Annotated in this window: 2 protein-coding genes; both read right to left on the bottom strand. The window is 74.1% G+C overall.

What is annotated here, in order from left to right; translation table 11 throughout:
• The coding region (locus ACXJLU_RS33140) for a hypothetical protein (protein WP_457337972.1) at positions 1 to 1,112 on the bottom strand (1,112 nt) is incomplete at its 3' end.
• 3 nt (positions 1,113 to 1,115) lie between these two features.
• On the bottom strand, positions 1,116 to 2,279 hold the full coding sequence (locus ACXJLU_RS33145) for a Pvc16 family protein (RefSeq protein WP_457337973.1): 1,164 nt from the start codon (positions 2,277 to 2,279) through the stop codon (positions 1,116 to 1,118).
• Positions 2,280 to 2,347 lie beyond the last annotated feature (68 nt).

Consider the following 2,347-nt stretch of genomic DNA (forward strand, 5'->3'; position numbering starts at 1 on the left):
GCGAGCGCCTGCACGAGCTGTGCGGTGCGTGCCGGCGTGTCGAGCGGTGCGACCGGCCAGGCCGGCAGCAGCAGGCTCGGTGGCACGCCGCGCAGCGCGGCACTGCCCTCGCCGACCGGCAGCATCCAGCGCAGCGGCAGCGCCGAGATCGGCGCGGTCCAGGCCCCGTCCGCCGCGCCGGCGCAGCAGCGCTCCTGCCAGTGCTCGGGCAGCAGCAGGTCGCAGCCTTGCAGCCAGGCCAGCGTGGCGATCCCGCCCAGGCCGCGCTCGGCGGTCACGCCATCACCGACCCCCATCAACCCACGGCCGCAGGCCTGGGCCAGCGTCTGCGCCCAGACGGCGAAGTCAGTGCCGTGCGCGCCTTGCAGCGGCAGCACCTGCATCGCCGACGGCGGGTCGCAGCGCAGGCGCGCGAGCAGCGGCTGCAGTGCCGGCGGGATCTCGCGGCGCGGCGGCAGGTCGTCATCCGCGATGAAGGGTTCGAGCAGCGCTTGCGCGACCCGCGACGGCATCTCCAGCGGCTGGTGCCAGTCGAGCGCGTCGCGCCCCGGCGGCAGGCTCAGCAGCCCGTGGCGGAACAGCGCGTGGCCGGCATCGGCACAGGCCGCGATGGCCAGCGGCTCGTCCCACAGGCGCTGCGCCAGCGCGAGCGTCGGCCACGGACGCGACGCGTCGTTCAGGCAGGCGGCGCAGACGGGACCGAGGGCTGCATCGGCGCGGCCCGCCAGCGCACACGCCAGCACGAACTGCGCGGCCGGCGTCAAGCGGCATTCGACGGCGATCCAGGCCCAGTCGCCGCGCCGTGCGCTGTGCTGTGCCACAGGGGCCAGCGCGGCCAGGCAGTCGTCGAGGTAGCGCGCGGTCGGGTCGGCGTCGAAGAAGCGCTGCTTGTCGTCGCGGAAGCGCAGCAGGTCGAGGCTGTCCTGCGCCGGGTCGCCGGCCGCCGGCAACGCGCCCGGCGTCGGCTGGCTGACGCCGCGCTGGTGCCAGCACCAGGCGACCTCACGCCGCAGCCGCAGGCTGACCTGGGCCAGCCAGAGCGCACACAGCGGGTCGTCCGGACCCAGCTCGGGGTTCAGGGCCGGCGGCAGCAGGAGTTGCGGCGCGTTCATCGCTCAGGTCCAGACCAGCGTCGGCGTGTCCAGCGCCTGCTCGCCGTTGACGCGCAGGATCACGCGGTAGGCCGGGTCGGGCGGCAAGGCCTGCACGTCGCTGACGGTGAAGCCCAGTGAGGTCGACGTGCCGCCAGGTTGCGGCTCCAGCAGCAGCCGGGACTGCCCATCGAGGTACAGCGCGGCATACGCGGCCGCGAGCGGCCCGCCGAGCTGGCTGCCGGTGATCGTGAAGCTGCCCGACAGCTTGCCCAGCTGCGGCACCAGCGGCCCGTTCAGCGCGACGCCGGTGATCCTCGGCAGCAAGTGACCGGCGAGCGCGTTGCTGCTGAACAGATGCCCGTCGAGCAGCGTGCGCGCCGCACACACCGGGTAGGTGCCGGCGGCGTTGGTGTCGGCCGGCGGGATCGTCGCGCTGAGGCCGCCGTCGGCGGTCGGCGTGGCCGGGTACGCGGTGGCGCCGACGAAGACCTGGTCGCAGCCGGCGAGGTCGCTGCCGCGCAGCACGAAGGCCTGGCCGGCGGTGAAGCGCTCGGGCTCGATCGCGCTGATGCGCGGCCCCATGCCGGGCAGCACGCTGACGCCGGTGTACAGCTGCGGGGGCGGCAGCGCCGGGCCGATGGTCTGCACCGGCAAGGCATAGGCGGGCGCCGCATCGGTCGAGGCCAGCATCACCGGGCGCACCTGGAACGCGGCCGACACGCGGTACTTCTCGTCGCTGCCCTGCATCACCTTCGACAGCATCTCGACATCGGCCTCGTCGAAGCTGATGCGCAGCGGATCGGGGTTGCTCGCGAGCACCACGTTGGTGGCCGCCGGGCGCAGGATGCTCATCGCGTTCAGCGCCACCATGCCGCGGCTGAGCAGCTTGTGCGCGAGCGGCGAGTCGCTGTCGGTGCCGTCGAACGCGGTCAGCAGGTAGTGCAGCACCAACCACACCGGCGGCGCCTGGCCGTCGTCGAGCGCGCGGTTGCGCAACTGGCCGTCGATGCCGACGCGGTAGAGGAACAGGTTGAAGCTGCTGCCGCCCGAGCCGGAGGATGCGGCCTTGCTCGCCTCCTCGGGCCGGCCGACGGCCACCGCGTTGATGCCGGTGCGCACCGCGAGCTGCACCTTCAGCAGCTCGCTGACGGCGCCGATGGCTTCCTGGCTCGCGGCAAGCGACATGGCTCAGCTCCAGCGCAGGTAGTGGCGCTGCGGCGAGAAGCGCGGTGCGGCGGGGGCCGGGGCTGCGG

This window comes from Rhizobacter sp. P5_C2, from assembly GCF_054049715.1.

What these genes read in the sequence shown, in the direction of transcription:
- ACXJLU_RS33145 (WP_457337973.1), bottom strand. Translation starts at nt 2,279, where the DNA reads ATGTCGCTTGCCGCGAGCCAGGAAGCCATCGGCGCCGTCAGCGAGCTG.